Origin of the sequence: Rhodopseudomonas sp. BR0C11, assembly GCF_010820945.1 — a bacterium.
Lineage (GTDB): Bacteria > Pseudomonadota > Alphaproteobacteria > Rhizobiales > Xanthobacteraceae > Rhodopseudomonas > Rhodopseudomonas palustris_H.
The window spans coordinates 1-15,912 of record NZ_QTKI01000071.1; the positions used below are offsets into that span (position 1 = coordinate 1).

At 65.0% G+C, this 15,912-nt stretch carries 18 protein-coding genes; 12 read left to right on the forward strand and 6 right to left on the reverse strand.

Annotated features, from left to right (window positions below; translation table 11 throughout):
* Nucleotides 1-96 precede the first annotated feature (96 nt).
* Both DYI24_RS08345 and DYI24_RS08350 read left to right on the forward strand, forming a co-directional pair.
* Nucleotides 97-1,152, forward strand: a complete 1,056-nt coding sequence (locus DYI24_RS08345; RefSeq protein ID WP_502706331.1) for a YeeE/YedE family protein — start codon at nucleotides 97-99, stop codon at nucleotides 1,150-1,152.
* 234 nt (nucleotides 1,153-1,386) lie between these two features.
* Nucleotides 1,387-1,839 (forward strand): DsrE family protein, encoded by a 453-nt coding sequence (locus tag DYI24_RS08350; RefSeq protein WP_164571958.1) that lies wholly within the window; start codon nucleotides 1,387-1,389, stop codon nucleotides 1,837-1,839.
* Here the strand turns inward: DYI24_RS08350 and DYI24_RS08355 are convergent.
* The 3 genes from DYI24_RS08355 to DYI24_RS08365 form a co-directional block, all read right to left on the reverse strand.
* Nucleotides 1,754-2,956 (reverse strand): YeeE/YedE family protein, encoded by a 1,203-nt coding sequence (locus DYI24_RS08355; RefSeq protein ID WP_164571959.1) that lies wholly within the window; start codon nucleotides 2,954-2,956, stop codon nucleotides 1,754-1,756. The two genes, DYI24_RS08350 and DYI24_RS08355, sit on opposite strands and share 86 nt — an antisense overlap.
* 76 nt (nucleotides 2,957-3,032) lie before the next feature.
* Complete coding sequence (locus DYI24_RS08360) at nucleotides 3,033-3,407, reverse strand: ArsR/SmtB family transcription factor (protein WP_011160008.1); 375 nt, start codon at nucleotides 3,405-3,407, stop codon at nucleotides 3,033-3,035.
* Nucleotides 3,408-3,445: 38 nt separating this feature from the next.
* Entirely contained in the window at nucleotides 3,446-3,844 is a 399-nt protein-coding gene (locus DYI24_RS08365) for a thioredoxin fold domain-containing protein (protein ID WP_205523434.1), read from the reverse strand.
* 40 nt (nucleotides 3,845-3,884) lie between these two features.
* Between DYI24_RS08365 and DYI24_RS08370 the strand changes: the two genes are divergently transcribed.
* The gene (locus DYI24_RS08370) at nucleotides 3,885-4,628 is read left to right on the forward strand and encodes a cytochrome c biogenesis CcdA family protein (RefSeq protein ID WP_164571960.1); all 744 of its coding nucleotides are present in this window, start codon (nucleotides 3,885-3,887) and stop codon (nucleotides 4,626-4,628) included.
* Between the two features lie 28 nt (nucleotides 4,629-4,656).
* A complete protein-coding gene (locus DYI24_RS08375) occupies nucleotides 4,657-5,208 on the forward strand; it encodes a SoxW family protein (protein ID WP_164571961.1) in 552 nt (183 codons plus the stop codon).
* 232 nt (nucleotides 5,209-5,440) lie between these two features.
* On the opposite strand, the gene DYI24_RS08380 is transcribed toward DYI24_RS08375, so the two are convergent.
* The 3 genes from DYI24_RS08380 to soxA form a co-directional block, all read right to left on the reverse strand.
* On the reverse strand, nucleotides 5,441-5,938 hold the full coding sequence (locus DYI24_RS08380) for a GlcG/HbpS family heme-binding protein (protein ID WP_164571962.1): 498 nt from the start codon (nucleotides 5,936-5,938) through the stop codon (nucleotides 5,441-5,443).
* A 170-nt stretch (nucleotides 5,939-6,108) separates the two neighbouring features.
* Nucleotides 6,109-6,852, reverse strand: coding sequence for a sulfur oxidation c-type cytochrome SoxX (soxX, locus tag DYI24_RS08385; RefSeq protein WP_164571963.1), 744 nt, complete (start codon nucleotides 6,850-6,852; stop codon nucleotides 6,109-6,111).
* A 12-nt stretch (nucleotides 6,853-6,864) separates the two neighbouring features.
* Nucleotides 6,865-7,686, reverse strand: coding sequence for a sulfur oxidation c-type cytochrome SoxA (gene soxA, locus DYI24_RS08390; RefSeq protein ID WP_107356983.1), 822 nt, complete (start codon nucleotides 7,684-7,686; stop codon nucleotides 6,865-6,867).
* Between the two features lie 185 nt (nucleotides 7,687-7,871).
* On the opposite strand from soxA, the gene soxY reads away from it, so the two are divergent.
* From soxY to DYI24_RS08430, 8 genes are all read left to right on the forward strand, one after another.
* Nucleotides 7,872-8,336 (forward strand): thiosulfate oxidation carrier protein SoxY, encoded by a 465-nt coding sequence (gene soxY, locus DYI24_RS08395; protein ID WP_107356982.1) that lies wholly within the window; start codon nucleotides 7,872-7,874, stop codon nucleotides 8,334-8,336.
* 36 nt (nucleotides 8,337-8,372) lie between these two features.
* On the forward strand, nucleotides 8,373-8,702 hold the full coding sequence (soxZ, locus tag DYI24_RS08400) for a thiosulfate oxidation carrier complex protein SoxZ (RefSeq protein WP_013502840.1): 330 nt from the start codon (nucleotides 8,373-8,375) through the stop codon (nucleotides 8,700-8,702).
* Between the two features lie 142 nt (nucleotides 8,703-8,844).
* On the forward strand, nucleotides 8,845-10,542 hold the full coding sequence (gene soxB / locus DYI24_RS08405; RefSeq protein ID WP_164571964.1) for a thiosulfohydrolase SoxB: 1,698 nt from the start codon (nucleotides 8,845-8,847) through the stop codon (nucleotides 10,540-10,542).
* A gap of 69 nt (nucleotides 10,543-10,611) precedes the next feature.
* Nucleotides 10,612-11,907, forward strand: coding sequence for a sulfite dehydrogenase (gene soxC, locus DYI24_RS08410; RefSeq protein WP_164571965.1), 1,296 nt, complete (start codon nucleotides 10,612-10,614; stop codon nucleotides 11,905-11,907).
* Entirely contained in the window at nucleotides 11,891-12,646 is a 756-nt protein-coding gene (locus tag DYI24_RS08415; RefSeq protein ID WP_164571966.1) for a c-type cytochrome, read from the forward strand. The genes soxC and DYI24_RS08415 overlap by 17 nt, the downstream gene beginning before the upstream one ends.
* Before the next feature lie 210 nt (nucleotides 12,647-12,856).
* Nucleotides 12,857-13,969 carry a YeeE/YedE family protein gene (locus tag DYI24_RS08420; RefSeq protein WP_164571967.1) on the forward strand — a complete coding sequence of 371 codons (1,113 nt, stop codon included), beginning with the start codon at nucleotides 12,857-12,859 and terminating at the stop codon, nucleotides 13,967-13,969.
* A 39-nt stretch (nucleotides 13,970-14,008) separates the two neighbouring features.
* Nucleotides 14,009-14,428, forward strand: a complete 420-nt coding sequence (locus tag DYI24_RS08425) for a c-type cytochrome (RefSeq protein WP_164571968.1) — start codon at nucleotides 14,009-14,011, stop codon at nucleotides 14,426-14,428.
* Between the two features lie 27 nt (nucleotides 14,429-14,455).
* Complete coding sequence (locus DYI24_RS08430) at nucleotides 14,456-15,721, forward strand: NAD(P)/FAD-dependent oxidoreductase (protein ID WP_164571969.1); 1,266 nt, start codon at nucleotides 14,456-14,458, stop codon at nucleotides 15,719-15,721.
* The last annotated feature ends 191 nt before the right edge of the window (nucleotides 15,722-15,912 follow it).

Here is a 15,912-nt window from a genome sequence, read left to right on the forward strand (position 1 = left end):
GCTTAATTTTCGGGCCGTATTTACCGGTATCCAGGCGATGCGTAGATCCAGCCTCGAAAGGCGCGCCAATTGGCGCGCCGGCTGGAGGATCGGTCGATGCAGATGCCCGAATTGGTGATCGTGTTGGGTTTTGCGATCGGCGCCGCGTTTGGCGTCGCGGCGCTGCTCAGCGGCTTCTGCCTGATGAGCGGCCTGCGCGATTACTGGACCAAGGACGATGGCCGCAAGCTGCGCAGCTACGCGGTGGCGCTGGCGGTCGCGATCGTCGGCACGCAACTGATCTCCGGCCTCGGTTATGTCGACATCGGCAAGTCGCTGTATCTGCAGCCGTCGTTCTCCGCCCCGTTGATCTTCCTGGGCGGCCTGATGTTTGGCCTCGGCATGGTGCTGGCGAACGGCTGCGCGTCGCGCGCGCTGGTGCTGCTCGGCAAGGGCAATCTCCGCTCGCTGCTGGTGGTCGGGATCATCGCGGTCGCGGCGCAGATGACCCTGAAGGGCCTGATCGCTCCGGCGCGGCTTGCTTTTCTGCAGTGGACTCAGGTGTCGCCGCCGCACGTCTCGGTGCCGTCGCTGATCGGCGCGCTCGGCGTCGGTGAGGCCTTCGCCCAGATCGCCGCGGTGCTGATCGCCGCCGGGGCGCTGCTGGTGTTTGCATTTTCCGATCGCTCGTTCCGTCGCGCCACCGGCCAGATCACCGCGGGTGCAGTGATCGGTCTGCTGGTCGTCGCCGGCTGGCTCGCCACCGGTTACTTCGGTGCCGACGAGTTCAACCCGATCCCGGCCACCTCGCTGAGCTTCGTCGCGCCGCTGGCCGATACGCTGCAATATGCGATGTTCTCGACCGGCCTGACGCTGAGCTTCGGCGTTGCACTCGCGGTCGGTGTGTTCGCCGGCAGCGCCACGACTGCGCTGCTCACCGGCCGGTTTGCACTGGAGGGCTTCACCTCGGCACCGCACATGCTGCGCTCGACGCTGGGCGCCGCGCTGATGGGCGCCGGCGGTGCGATGGCCTATGGCTGCTCGGTCGGGCAGGGCCTCACCGGCCTATCGACGCTGGCGCTGCCGTCGTTCATCGCGGTGGCCGGCATCGTCGGCGGCGCCGCGCTCGGCATCCGCCGCTTCGCTCCGGTCGCGGCGCTGGCGACGCGGTGAAAGCTAAAGGCAGTCATTCCGGGGCGCGCGTGAAAACGCGCGAACCCGGAATCCCGAGATTGCTTCAAAGAGATTGGCGGGTTCGCGAGCTGAGCTCGCGCCCCGGAATGCCGAACCCAAAATCCCCTTGCGACCTGACGGCAACGTGATCACTTGGCACCGCTCGCTCGCAGATGACTTCGGCGGCGGGTGCGGTTAGCGTGCGCGTCAAACAAACCTTCCGGGAGGAGTACGATGAAGTCGTTGTTCAAGGCTGCCGCTGCGGCGGCGCTGCTGATTGCCGCTGCGGCCCCTGGCTTTGCGGCCGATGCCAAGTTGCACCGGGTCACGATCCAGGTCGATCAGAACGATCCCGCGGTGATGAACCTGGCGCTGAACAACGCCGCCAACATCATCGAATACTACAAGGCCAAGAACGAGGACGTTCAGGTCGAAGTCGTCACCTTCGGGCCCGGCCTGCACATGCTGCGCGCCGATTCATCGCCGGTGAAGGACCGCATCAAGCAGATCGCCGACGGCGCGTTTCCCTCCAGCATCAAGTTTGCGGCCTGCGAGAACACCAAGACCGGCATGGAGAAGCATGAGGGCCACGCCGTCACTCTCATTCCGCAAGCGAGTGCGGTGCCGTCGGGTGCGGTGCGTCTGATGGAGCTGCAGGACGACGGCTGGGCTTATTTGCGGCCGTAACCGCCGGCGGCCGGCGTCGCCGCAGCAATTCACGCCAAGCATCGAACCGGCGGCGGATCAGCTCGCGCGGTGAGCCGTCGACCAGCACCGCGATGCCGATGCGGGCGCCGAGCATCATGCCGGCGATGGCGATCGGCCACGACAGCGCCATCACCGAGCCGGCGGTGATGCCCTGCCCGATGGTGCAGCCGCCGGTCAGGATGCCGCCGAATCCCATCAGCGCCGCGCCGGCGACGTGGCGGCGCATCTCGTGGTCATCGTCGAACGCTTCCCAGCGCAGCTCGTCGGTGTGCCATGCGGCTAGAAACGCACCTGCAACCACGCCGAACACGGTGCCGACACCGAAGTCGGCGAAGTTGGCGACGTTGAGCAGCCCGGCATACACCGCTTTGCCGACCGTCGAGACGAAGGTCAGGCTTTGCGGATGCACCGGCCCGGCGAACGGATCGGCGAGCTTGGTGGTCGCGAGCCAGCCGACCACCGTCAGCACGCCGAGCGCGACGCCGGCAGCCAGCAGCCGCGGCGTCCGCCGCAGCCGCTTGTCGCCAAGCGCGATCAGGCACAGCACGCCGCCGCCGAGCGCGGCGATCACCGCGCGCAGGTCCATGCCGGACATATGCTGGAGCAGCGAAGCGAGATCGGCGTTGATGCCGTCCGGCATCGTCAGCGCGAACCGCTCCAGCACGGTGATGCGGAAGCCGGACAGCATCCCGCGCAGCGTCGCATAGGCGGCGCCGCCGAGCACCAGGATCACCACGAAGCTGCGCAGATCGCCGCCGCCGAGCCGCACCAGCGAACCGAAGCCGCAGGTGCCGACGAACGCCATGCCGATGCCGAACAGCACGCTGCCGATCGCGATCGAAATCAGCGGCAGCGCCGGGGCGGTATAGTTGGATTGGCCGGGATCGAGCTGGCCGGCGATCACCAGCGCCTGAGTGCCGAGCAGCGCGATGCCGAGCGCCAGACCGAAGATGCGCAGGCGGCGGGTATCGCCGCCCATCAGCGCGTCTTCGACCGCCCCGAACGAGCACAGCCGCGCCAACCGCACGAAAAAACCAGCGGTGACGCCGACGCACAGGCCGGCCAGCGCGAGCATCCAGGCGGATGCATCCTGCATGGGGTTCCCTCGTTTGCGCGCAGGCGTACGATGCGCGCTTGCGTCAGCTTATTGTTAGCGTGCCGCGAGGGATGGCTTACTTCTGGCCGTCCCGCGCGGACGAGCAGAAGATATCATAGATCACCGAGATCACGCGACGGACGTCATCATTGGCCAGGCTGTAGTAAATGGTCTTACCATCCCGCCGAGTGTCGACCATGCCGTCGTAGCGCAGCCGTGCAAGTTGCTGCGACACCGCCGACTGCCGCAGCGACAGGATGTTCTCCAGCTCGCTGACCGAGCGTTCGCGTTCGGCGAGCAGGCACAGCAGCAACAGCCGGTTCTCGTGCGACACCGCCTTGAGGAAGTTGCTCGCCTTGCGCGCCCGGCGCATCAGCATGTCGAGCTCGGGCGAGTACTCCGCGCCGTCGCGCAGTTCGGTCTCGATATCGGGTTCGAGGATCGGTGGCATGGCGATCTGCTAACGTCTCCGTTGGCGTTGCGATACGATCAGATGTGACTGCGCGGCGGTGCGATCTTGGTGGCAAGCGCACCGAGCAGGCCCCAGAACGCGTCGTCGTTGATGTAACCGGTGATACGCCCGACTTCGCGGCCCTGGTCGATCACCACGAAAGTTGGCGTAAACCGCACCGGAGTTGCAAGTCCGAGGCCAGGATCTTTGTCATGGTCGATGTTGATACGGCGCAGCGGTAGCAGCTTGGCCTCATCGGTCCTGGGATAGATCGGGCCGACATCGCGATCCCAGCGCGCGCACCAGACGCAGCCGTCGCGCTCGAACATCACCAGCTCAGCAGCGTGCGCCGCCACAGCTGATAGCTGCGCCGCACCCAACAGAATCGCGCCAATGAGAGTCGATTTCAGCATCTTCCGGGTCATTCTATGATACATATAGACGAATTCGCATGTATAAACTAGGGGCGGAAGCGCGGTGGTTTCGAATATCTCGCTGGTCGGCGCCTTCGGGGCCGGGGTGTTGTCGTTCCTGTCGCCCTGCGTGTTGCCGCTGGTGCCGCCTTATCTTTGCTTTTTGGCCGGTGTCAGCCTCGATCAGCTGACCCGCGGTGCCAATCAGCCGTCCAAGGCGATCGACGGGCGCGTGGTCGGCGCTTCGCTGGCGTTCGTGCTTGGCTTTTCCACCGTGTTCGTCGCGCTCGGGGCGTCCGCCTCGGCGATCGGCAAGGCGGTGACCGACCATTTCGAAGCGCTCGGCATCGTGGCTGGGGTCATCATCATCGTGCTCGGGCTGCATTTCCTCGGGCTGTTCCGGATCGGCCTGTTGTATCGCGAGGCCCGGTTTCACAACGTCAGCCGCGGCGTCGGCTTGCTCGGTGCTTACGTCGTCGGCCTCGCCTTCGCGTTCGGCTGGACGCCCTGCGTTGGGCCGGTGCTGGCGACGATCCTGCTGGTTGCCGGCGTCGAGGGCTCGGCGGCGCACGGTGCGGTGCTGCTCGGCGCGTATTCGCTCGGGATCGGGCTGCCGTTCCTGCTGGCGTCGCTGTTCTCCGGCGCGTTCATTCAGCTGATGGCGCGGCTACGGGCACAGATGGCGACGGTCGAGAAAGTGATGGGCGGCGCATTGGTGTTGACCGGCGTGCTGTTTCTCACCGGTGCGATGCCGAAGATTTCCGGATGGCTGCTGCAGACCTTTCCCGCCTTCGGCGAGATCGGCTGACGGCGCCCGGCAACAGGGAGTACGGGTGATGACGAAGACTGGAGTCTCGCGCCGCGGCGCCATTGCCACGCTGGGATTTGGCGCGCTCGGTGCGCTGTCGCTGCGTCCTGCGCCGGCAAGCGCGGCGGAGCCGGTGCTGGGCGACGACGGGCTGTATCAGCTCGACTGGTACCTGCAGAGCTTCCTCGATCTGAAGGAAGATCTCGAAGGCGCCACCGCCAAGGGCAAGCGCTTCGCGCACGACGTGCATATGCGCGATCCGGCGATCGAGAGCTACATCCGCGACAATTTCGAGATCGTGCATCTCAATCACATCGGCGCCCGCGAAGTCACCGATTTTGGCGGCGGCAAACTGAGCGAGAAGGCATTTGCGCAGGCTTACGGCATCCGCTTCACCCCGTCGCTGCAGTTCTTCCCCGAGAGCGCCGACGGTCTCGCCGCCAAGAAGCCGCAGGACCGCGAAGTCGCCCGCATGCCCGGCCTGCTCGAGCCGCCAGAATTCCTGGCGATGTTCAAATACGTCCGCGAGAACGGTTATCAGTCGATGCCGTTCACCGACTGGCTGAAGCGGCCGGTGTAGCAACTCGTCATTCCCGGGCCTGCGCCGCTGACGCGACACATCGCGGAATGACGAACAAAAGTCTGCCTGTGAGGCGGCGCGACGAGTCGATCCACCGTCATTCCGGCGCGCTCGCGCTCAGCGAGCGAGCCCGGAATCTGCCGCGGGCACGGTTCGGCAGTTGCCCCGCACACTAACCGCGGGATTCCGGGTTCGCGCCTGACGGCGCGCCCCGGAACGACGCGATGTGGCGTCAGAAATCCAGCTTGTCCTTGATCGCTTCGATGCCGGCTTTGGCGCAGGCTTCGTCCGCTTCGCCGCCGGGAGCGCCGGAGACGCCAATGCCGGCGACCAGTGAACCGGCGGCTTCGACGATCAGTCCGCCGCCGAGCACCACGACGCCGGGCAGGTCGCGCAAACCTGATTGCGGCATGCCCGGTTTGGTCATGTTGGCGAGCTCGCCGGTGCCGGTCTTGAACGACACCGCGGTCCAGGCCTTGCCGGTCGCGGTGCTCGGTGTGTGAGCGCCGGCGAAGCGGTCGCGCAGCATCACCTGCGGCAGTCCGCTGCGATCGACGACGGTCACTGCGACCTGAAAGCCCTGCTTGCGGCATTCGCTGAGCGCCGCCTTGGCGGCGTCGAGTGCGAGCTCGGGGCTGAGCGACTTGCTGGTCACCAGCGCGTCGTCGGCGCGGGCTGGTGCGGCCAACAGCGTGAGGCCGACCACGACTAATCCGATCCTACTGAGCATCAGACTGCTCCATCTTCGATGAGGAAATGTGTCTGGTCCGTCGTCATGGCGAGAAGCACCCGGATCGTCGCTTCGCGTCGTTCGGGCACAGGCTCCGCGACGAAGCAATCCGTGTCGATGAAGAGCTGGATTGCTTCGCTTCGCTCGCAATGACGCAAGTTTTGGTGGTTCTATTCCTTGTTCACCGGCGATTCCGGATCGAACAGGAATGCCATCACGTCCTTGATCTGCTGTTCGGTGAGGAAGCCGTTGGTGCCGAACCGCGGCATGTTCGAGCACGGCACCACTGCCTGCGAATTGTAGATCTTGGTGTAGGCCTGCTTGATCTCGGCTTCGGTGTAGTTACGGTCCTTGCCGTAGTGGGTGAGGCTCGGGCCGAGCGTGCCGAACGACACTTCCGACTTCGCCATCTGATGGCAGGCGTAGCAATTGCCGCCATGGACCGTTTCCGGCTTGTCGGAGAACTGGCCGCCTTGGCCGTTATTGGCGATCTTGGCGCCTTCCTTCCAATTGCCGAGGAATTTGCCATCGGCCGGATAAATCACCTTGGTGATCTCGCGCTTCATGATCGCATCGCCGACCTCGTGCGGCACGTCGTTGCGATACTTGTTGCAGGCCTGCATCGTCTCGTCGGGGACGATGCGTTGCTGCCAGTCTTCCGGCGCCTTGCCGAACGTCGCCTTGATGTAACCGTCGACGGTTTCGGGCGAGACCTTCGAGGCGGCGCTTGCGGTCTTGGCGGGCGCCGGCGAGGGGCCGGGCTTCGTCGCCTCGACTGGCTTGTCTGCAGCCTTGCTCATTGCGCCGGCCGGCTTGCTGACCGACTGGTCGGCGGCGAGGCTCGCGATCGGGGCGGCACAGCTCAGCGCGCCACCGAGGGCGAGCGCCAGCATCGAAACGTGCAACTTCGTCATGGCGTCGCTCCCTCAGCGCTTGATCGACGGCACGGCGAGTTCGCCGCCCGCCGCGATCTTGTTGAGATACAGCGTCAGCGCGGTGATGCCGTCGGAGCCATATTCCGGCGCCGGCCAACGCTGCTGGCGATAACAGTCCCACAGCCGGTGCTGGAACGTGCGCAACGCGCTCTGCGACACGCGGTAGGTCGGCCAGCTCGCCATCGTTACTTGCGCGTCCTTGCCGGGGCCGGCGAGGTAGGGCAGGGCCTGCAGGCGGATGCGCTTGCCTTCGGCGCCGTGGCAGGTCGAGCACGAGAAATCCATCACGCCGCCGCGGCGGTGGAACAACTCTTCGCCGACGGCGGCCATTTCCTGCTCTTTAGGATGGCTGAGCTGCGGCTCGATCTTCATGCCGCTGGATTTGTTGGCGATGAACGCCACCAGGTCTTCCATGTCGGAAGGTTTGCCCGGACCTGAGAACCGGCGCGCGACGACGTCTTTGGTGTCGAGCCCCTGAATGTTCTGCATGCACCACAGCAGGCGCTGCTCCAGATCCATCACCCGGTCGGCATCCTTGAAGTAGCGCGGCAGCTGCGCGAACGCGCCTTCGAGCTTGCCGGCGCCGAGACCGAGATCGCAGCTTTCGAGCGAGACATTCTTGGTGCCGCGCTTCTCCGCCCACAATTGTTCGCCACGATCGACCGCAAGGAATCCGGGATTGGACATCGGGTCGGAAATCATCTCGCGATAGCGCTCGATTTCCTTCTCGCTGGCGTCCTGCGCCTTTGCGACGATCGGCATTGTGCAAAGCACAACAGCGATCACCGCCGATAGAGCGGTGATGGGTCTCATGTGTCCTCCCTCCTCGGCGACCGTCTTGTGAGTTGCGGCCGACGATACCTCGGCGCGCTGCCTGGCATCTTTACATTCAAGAAAAACAATATAATGATGTTTGCGGATCATGACCGATCGCGCTTGCAATCGTCAAGCGTTAGTATGGCAAGGGACGCGAAAGACTCCCTGATGGAGGATGCCCAATGGTGTTCATGAAGACCGAGACGAGCCGTCGCGAGGCGTTGGCGCTGGCGGGCATCGCCGGCCTTGCCGCGCTCCTGGCGCCGCGGATGTCCTTCGCCGATGCGGCGATGGTCGATGCCGAGATCAAGAAGCTGTACGGCGACAAGAAGTTCGACAGCGGCAAGATCAAGCTCGACGTGCCGGAGATCGCCGAAAACGGCCTGGTGGTGCCGATCACCGTCGACGTCGAAAGCCCGATGACCGACGCGGACTACGTCAAGGCCGTCCACGTGTTCGCCGACGGCAACCCGCTGCCCGGCATCGTCAGCTACAAGTTCACTCCGGCCTGCGGCAAGGCTTCGGCCTCGACCCGGATGCGGCTGGCGCAGACCCAGAACATCATCTGCATCGCGGAGATGTCGGACGGCAAGCTGTACTCGACCAAGTCGAGTGTGAAGGTCACCATCGGCGGCTGCGGCGGTTAATCCGGCAACGGCAACAATCCAGGCGAGGAAATTTCAATGTCCGTCAAACCGACTCCGCGCGTCCGCGTTCCGACCCAGGCCAAGCCGGGCGAACTGATCGAAATCAAGACGCTGATCTCCCACGAAATGGAATCCGGCCAGCGCAAGGACGCGTCTGGCAAAATCGTGCCGCGCAAGATCATCAACACCTTCACGGCCCAGTTCAACGGCAAGATGGTGTTCGAGGCCGAGTGGAATCCGGCGATCTCCGCCAACCCGTATCAGTCGTTCTTCTACAAGGCGTCGGAGAGCGGCGAGTTTGCCTTCCTGTGGAAGGACGATGACGGCTCGGTGTACGAGTCCAAGCACAAGCTGACCGTCGCCTGATCGCGACCAACGTCACGACCTAACTATCCGTCGCAGACCACCGGGAGCCGGATCGGCTCCCGGAACGAGGATCTGCGGCTGAATCAACGGTCGCCTGTCACGGCGGCGGTGCCGAACGCGGCGCGAAGCAAGGGATGAAACGATGATCTCGAGGCGGGAATTCCTGCAGGCGACGGCCGCCGCATCGGCACTGACGATCGCCGGTGGCCTTGGGCCGATCGGGCGGGTGGCTGCTCAGCAGCGACTGGCCCAGGGCGACATCCTCAAATTCGATCCGCTCGGCACGGTGACGCTGCTGCACATCACCGACACACACGCCCAGCTCGTGCCGCTGCATTTCCGCGAGCCCTCGGTCAATCTCGGCGTCGGCGAGGTCAAGGGCAAGCCGCCGCATCTCACCGACGAGGAATTCCGCAAGTACTTCCACATCGCGACCGGGTCGCCGGATGCGTTCGCACTGACCGCGGACGACTTCACCGCGCTTGCCCGCAACTACGGCAAGATGGGCGGCTTCGACCGCATCGCCACGCTGGTCAAGGCGATCCGCGCCGAGCGCGGCGCCGACAAGGTGCTGCTGCTCGACGGCGGTGATGCGCTGCAGGGCAGCTGGAGCTCGCTGAAGAGCAACGGCCAGGACATGATCGACGCGCTTGCCGGCCTCAAGGTCGATGCGATGACCGGCCATTGGGAGTTCACCTACGGCGCCGACCGCGTCAAGGAAATCGCCGAGAAGGCGCCGTTCGCTTTCCTGGCGCAGAACGTCCGCGACATCGAATGGCAGGAGCCGGTGTTCGAGGCGCGCAAGATGTTCGAGCGCGGCGGTGTCAAGATCGCGGTGATCGGCCAGGCGTTGCCGCGCACCGCCGTCGCCAATCCGCGCTGGATGTTTCCGAACTGGGAGTTCGGCATCCGCGAGGAGGACATGCAGAAGCAGGTCGACGATGCGCGCGCCGACGGCGCCGCGATCGTGGTGCTGCTGTCGCACAACGGCTTCGATGTCGACCGCAAGCTCGCCGGCCGCGTGAAGGGCCTCGATGTCATCCTCACCGGCCACACTCATGACGCGATGCCCGGCGTGGTCAAGGTCGGTGACACCGTGCTGGTGGCGTCGGGCTCGCACGGCAAGTTCGTGTCGCGGCTGGACATCAAGGTCGACGGCGGCAAGGTCGCGGACATCCGCTTCAAGCTGATGCCGGTGTTTGCCGACGCGATCGCGCCGGACCCGGAGATGGCCAAGCTGGTCGAGAAGCTGCGCGAGCCTTACGCCAAGGATCTCGCCCGCGTCGTCGGCAAGACCGACTCGCTGTTGTATCGTCGCGGCAATTTCAACGGCACTTTCGACGATCTGATCTGCGACGCGATGCTGAAGCAGCGCGACACCGAGATCGCGCTGTCGCCCGGCTTCCGCTGGGGCGGCACGCTGCTGCCGGAACAGAGCATCACCTGGGAGGCGATCACCAACGCCACCGCGATCACCTATCCGAACTGCTACCGCACCGAGATGACCGGCGAGCAGCTCAAGAACGTGCTCGAAGATATCGCCGACAACATCTTCCATCCCGACCCTTACTATCAGGGCGGTGGCGACATGGTGCGCACCGGCGGCATGGGCTACGCGATCGACGTCTCCAAGGAGATGGGCTCGCGCATCTCCAACATGACGCATCTGGCGACCGGCAAGCCGATCGACGCGTCGAAGAAGTACACGGTGTCCGGCTGGGCCAGCGTCAATCAGGGCACCGAAGGTCCGCCGATCTGGGAGGTGCTGGAGAAGCACGTCGCCAGCGCCGGCCCGGTGAAGATCGAGCCCAACAGCGCGGTCAAAGTCTCCGGCGCCTGATCAGCGCCGGAAGTGCGGACTGGTGTGTTCCATACATTCACGTATCGCAATGAGAAAGAGGCTAGCGGCATGAGTGAAAAGCCCACATCCGACGTCCTCAACCGCCGCCGGTTTCTCGGCGCGGCGGGGCTTGGTGCGGCCGGTCTCGCCGGTGCTGGGTCGATGCTGTCGTCGCTCGCGGCCAAAGCCGGTGAGGCGGCCAAGCCCGATCCGGCGATCACCGAGATTCAGGATTGGAATCGCTATCTCGGCGACGGCGTCGACAAGCGTCCCTACGGCGTGCCGTCGAAATTCGAGAAGGACGTGATCCGCCGCGACGTGTCGTGGCTCACCGCGTCGCCGGAGTCCTCGGTCAACTTCACGCCGCTGCATGCGCTCGACGGCATCATCACGCCGTCCGGCCTGTGCTTCGAACGGCATCACGGCGGCGTCGCCGAGATCGATCCGGCGCAGCACCGGCTGATGATCCACGGCCTGGTCGACACCCCGCTGGTGTTCACCATGGACGACATCAAGCGGATGCCGCGGGTCAACAAGATCTACTTCCTGGAGTGCGCGGCGAACTCCGGCATGGAGTGGCGCGGCGCGCAACTCAACGGCTGCCAGTTCACCCACGGCATGATCCACAACGTGATGTACACCGGCGTCACGCTGAAGACGTTGCTCGACCAGGCCGGCGTGAAGTCGAACGCCAAATGGCTGCTGCTCGAAGGCGCCGACTCTGCCGGGATGGATCGGTCGCTGCCATTAGAGAAGGCGCTCGACGACGTGATGATCGCCTATGCGATGAACGGCGAAGCGCTACGTCCGGAGAACGGCTATCCGCTGCGCGCCGTGATCCCAGGCTGGCAGGGCAATCTGTGGGTGAAGTGGCTGCGCCGGATCGAAGTCGGCGACATGCCGTGGCAGACCCGCGAAGAGACTTCGAAGTACACCGACCTGATGCCCGACGGCCGTGCGCGCAAACATACCTTCGTGATGGACGCCAAGAGCGTCATCACCAGCCCGTCGCCGCAGATGCCGCTCAAGTTCAAGGGCCGCAACGTGCTCACCGGCATTGCCTGGTCCGGCCGCGGCACTGTCAAGCGTGTCGACGTCTCGATGGATGGCGGCCGCAATTGGTACGAGGCGCGGATCGACGGCCCGGTGCTGAACAAGTCGATCGTGCGGTTCTACGTCGACTTCGACTGGAATGGCGAAGAGCTGATGCTGCAATCGCGCGCGATCGACGAGACCGGCTATGTGCAGCCGACCAAGGCGGAGCTGCGCAAGATCCGCGGCGTCAACTCCGTGTACCACAACAACGGCATCCAGACCTGGCTCGTGCATCCCGACGGAGTGACCGAAAATGTCGAAATCGCTTAAGGCTCTCGCTGGGTTCGCAATCGTCGCCGCGATGGTGCTGCCGCTGGCGCAGGCCGGTGCCGAACACAAGCCGGGTCACAAGGCCAAGGACGCGGTAAAGGAAGCCAAAGCGCCGACGCAGGCCGCCGTGCCGGCTGCGCCGTCCGCGCCGGTGAAGCTCGGTCTGGGCCGCCCGGCGCTGCCGGAAGAGATCGCGGCCTGGGACATCGATGTCCGTCCCGACGGTCAGGGGCTGCCGCCGGGGCGCGGCACTGCCAAGGAAGGCGATGCGCTGTTTCAGGAGAAGTGCTCGACCTGCCACGGCGAATTCGGCGAAGGCGTCGGCCGCTATCCGGTGCTGTCCGGCGGCCACGGCACGCTGAAGGCGGATCGTCCCGACAAGACCATCGGTTCGTACTGGCCGGACGCCACCACGGTGTACGACTACGTCCGCCACGCGATGCCGTTCGGCAACGCGCGCTCGCTCAGTAACGACGAAATCTACGCGCTGACGGCGTACATCCTCAACATGAACGACGTCATCAAGGATCAGGACTTCGAGCTGAACCAGACCAATCTCGCCAAGGTGAAGATGCCCAACGCGGATGGTTTCTACGAAGACGATCGTGATACGGCCGAGAAGGCGTTCTGGAACAAGAACCCGTGCATGAAGGATTGCGGGCCTGCCCCGAAGGTGATCGGCCGCGCGATCGCGGTCGACGTTACGCCCGACGAAAAAGCCGGGCCGAAAGTGGACTGATACGTGATGGCGTACGCCGCGGTTCCAGCGCGGCGCGCGCCAAGTAATTGCACCAGCGTTCGGCTGGTTGATTAGTTCGGTTGCGCCAGATCAATGTCGATCGGCGCATGCGGAGGACAATCTGTCGTTCCGCGGCCGCTGTTTGGAAGATCGAAGACGACCGACGACGGGTTGCAGTCGAGCGTGCCGCAAAGACGAGGAACGCTTCTTTTGGATCTCGACCTTCTCATCGAGCGCTTCGGCGAAACCACGCTGCTGACCGCGGGCGGTCTGCTGGTGGGGCTGGTGTTCGGCGCGACCGCCGAACGCAGCAAGTTCTGTCTGCGCTCGGCGGTGATCGAGTTTTCCGAAAGCTCGTTCGGTCCCAAGCTCGCGGTGTGGCTGCTGACGTTCTCGGCCGCGGTTGCCGCCACCCAGGTCGCAATCACCTCTGGCGTGCTCGACGTATCCGAAGCGCGACAGCTCGCCGCCACCGGCAGCCTGTCGGGTGCGATCATCGGCGGGCTGATGTTTGGCGCCGGCATGATCCTGTCGCGCGGCTGCGCCAGCAGGCTGCTCGTGCTGTCCGGCACCGGGAACTTGCGCGCGCTGGTCACTGGTCTGATCCTCACCATCGTGGCACAGGCGTCGCTGCGCGGCGTGCTGTCGCCGGTGCGCGAGTTCCTCACCTCGCTATGGACGCTGCCGGGCGGCGCATCGCGCAACCTGCTCACCGTGGTTCATGCTGGTCCGGTGATCGGCGCCGCCTTCGGCTTCACCGTCCTGGTGTGGGCGCTGTGGCTCGGCTGGCGCAACCGGATCGGCATCATCACCGGCCTTGCCGCGATCGGCGTCGGCCTCGCCGTCACCGGCGGCTGGCTGGTCACTTACATTCTGGCGCAGCATTCGTTCGCGCCGACCCAGATCAAGAGCGTCAGCTTCACGGGGCCCTCGGCCGATACGCTGATGGGGCTGATCAACTCGCCCTCGGTGCCGCTCGGCTTCGACATCGGGCTGGTGCCGGGCGTGTTCGCCGGCTCGCTGCTCGCCGCACTGATCGGGCGGGACTGGAAGCTGCAGGGCTTCCATGACGGGCTCAGCATGGGCCGTTATGCGGCCGGGGCCTTCCTGATGGGATTCGGCGGCATGCTGGCCGGCGGCTGCGCGGTCGGCGCCGGCGTCACCGGCGGTTCAATTTTTGCGGTGACCGCTTGGCTGGCGCTGGCTTCGATGTGGCTCGGCGCGCTGGCGACGCATACGCTGCTCGACGCGAAAGCGGCGGCCAAAGCGGACGCGGCCCCGGCGATCGAGCCGGCTCTTTCGGCGAAACAGACCGGCAACTAAGCCGGCACGCCACTACGACTTTGTCTCGGGAGGATGACGATGGCCGTGCTCGGCCGATATTTCGATCGCTCGGATTGCGCCCGCTCGCCGGCGCTGCAGATGCACGTCGCGTTGCGGGCGCGGCTCAGCGCCGCGGCGATGCTGCTCGTCTGCGTGCTTGCGGGGCCGGCGCTGGCCGGCGGCGACCGCGAGCTCGGCGAATATCTGTCGAGTGAATGCGTCACCTGCCATCAGATCAGCGGCCGGTTCGACGGCATCCCGTCGATCGTCGGCCGCGACGAGCCGGAGCTGATCGCCGCGCTCACCGAATATCGCGACAAGGTCCGCGACAATCCGGTGATGCGGGCGATCGCCGCCAAGTTCAACGACGAAGAGATCGCGGCGCTCGCGAGCTACTTCGGCAGCATCGAAAAACAACAAATCGAGCGCACCGCGGACCGGAGTGGAGACATCCGGTAGTCGATCAACATAATTGGAGGGGACGAGATGAGGATCAATCGGCGCCAGTTTTCAGCTGGCTTATTGGCGGCAGCGGGTGCGGTCGGCATGCCCGGCGTGCTGCGTGCGCAGGCCAAGCCGCGCGTGGTGGTGATCGGCGGCGGGCCGGGCGGTGCCACCGTGGCGAAATATGTGGCGCGGGACTCGCAAGGCGCGGTCGACGTCACGATGATCGAGCCGCTGGAGACCTTCGTCACCTGCTTCCACTCCAATCTCTATCTCGGCGATATGCGCTCGTTCGAGTCGATCAGCCACGGCTACAAGCTCGGCAGCTACGGCGTGAAGCATGTCCGGCAGTTCGCCGCAGCGATCGATCGCGACAAGAAGGAGGTCAGGCTCGCCGACGGCTCTGCCGTGCCGTACGACCGGCTGGTGATGGCGCCCGGCATCGATATCAAATTCGACTCGGTGCCCGGCTATTCAGAAGCCGCCGCCGAAATCATGCCGCACGGCTGGAAGCCCGGCTCGCAGACCAGGCTGGTCAAGAAGCAGCTCGACGCGCTGCAGGATGGCGCGACCATCGTGATGGTGGCGCCGCCGAATCCGTATCGCTGCCCGCCGGGTCCGTATGAGCGCGTTTCGGTGATGGCCAAGGTGCTGAAGGCCAAGGGTCACACCAAGTCCAAGATCATCGTGCTCGATCCGAAGGACAAATTCTCCAAGATGGCGCTGTTCCAGGAAGGCTGGCAGAAGCACTATCCGGGCATGGTCGAGTGGATGGACCCGAAGATGCACGGTGGCATCAAGGGCGTCGATCCGGCCGCGATGACGGTGACCACCGATTTCGAGACCATCAAGGCCGATATGGTCAACGTCATTCCGGCGCAGATGGCGGGCAAGATCGCGCGCGAGGCCAATCTCGTCAATGAAACCGGCTATTGCCCGATCGACGCCACCAACATGAAGTCGGCGATCGATCCCAACATCTATGTGCTGGGCGACGCGTCGATCGCCGGCGCGATGCCGAAATCGGCGTTCTCGGCCAACAGCCAGGCCAAGGTGGTCGCCAATGCGGTGCGCGGCGAGCTCACAGGATCGCGCACCTTCCCGGCGCGTTATGCCAACACCTGCTGGTCGGTGCTGGCGCAGGACGATACGGTCAAGATCGGTGGTCGCTACGAGCCGAAGGACGGCAAGATCACCGAGATCGAAGGGTTTGTGTCGAAGACCGGCGAAGACGCCGGCATTCGGCTGCAGACTTCGGAAGAGAACATGGGATGGTATGCCGGCATCACCGCCGACATCTTCTCCTGATGTCACTGCGGGCCGGCGCTTCGCGCGTCGGCCCGCGCTTGAATTTGCGGAGCTACGACGTGTCCAAGCCGAACCTGATCAGCCGCCGCGGCGTGATCCGCGCCGCAGCGGCGGCAACGGCGATGTTCGCCTGTCCGGTGATCGCCAAAGCCAAACCGCGCGTGGTCGTGGTCAGCGGCGGCGCGGGCGGT